Source organism: Alteromonas sp. 14N.309.X.WAT.G.H12 (assembly GCF_036697315.1).
Lineage (GTDB): Bacteria > Pseudomonadota > Gammaproteobacteria > Enterobacterales > Alteromonadaceae > Alteromonas.
The window spans coordinates 1-254 of the sequence record NZ_JBAHZB010000274.1 but is presented as its reverse complement, the minus strand read 5'-3'; the positions used below and the strand labels follow the sequence as shown (position 1 = coordinate 254).

Annotated in this window: 1 pseudogene; it reads left to right on the top strand. The window is 54.3% G+C overall.

Features of this window, described 5'->3' with window-relative positions:
* Nucleotides 1-254: pseudogene (locus V5298_RS20955) on the top strand (RTX toxin); the annotation flags it as partial.

The following is a 254-nucleotide window of genomic DNA, read 5'->3' as shown; positions in this document are numbered from 1 at the left end:
GCGGCTTCCGAAGGGTTACTCAATGTGGACGTGTCGGTGCTCGATGCCGCTGGCAATCTCGCCAGTGTTTCGACTTCTGGCCTTATCGATCTCACACTCCCAATACTGAACCTGGATGCACTGTCCAACCTCAACAGCGCCACCCCCACCATCAGCGGTACTTGTGATGAAATTGGGGCGGTGATCAGTATTGAAGTCACCGACAGTGACAGCGATACCCAAAGTTTCACCACCACCGTATTGCCTGACGGTTC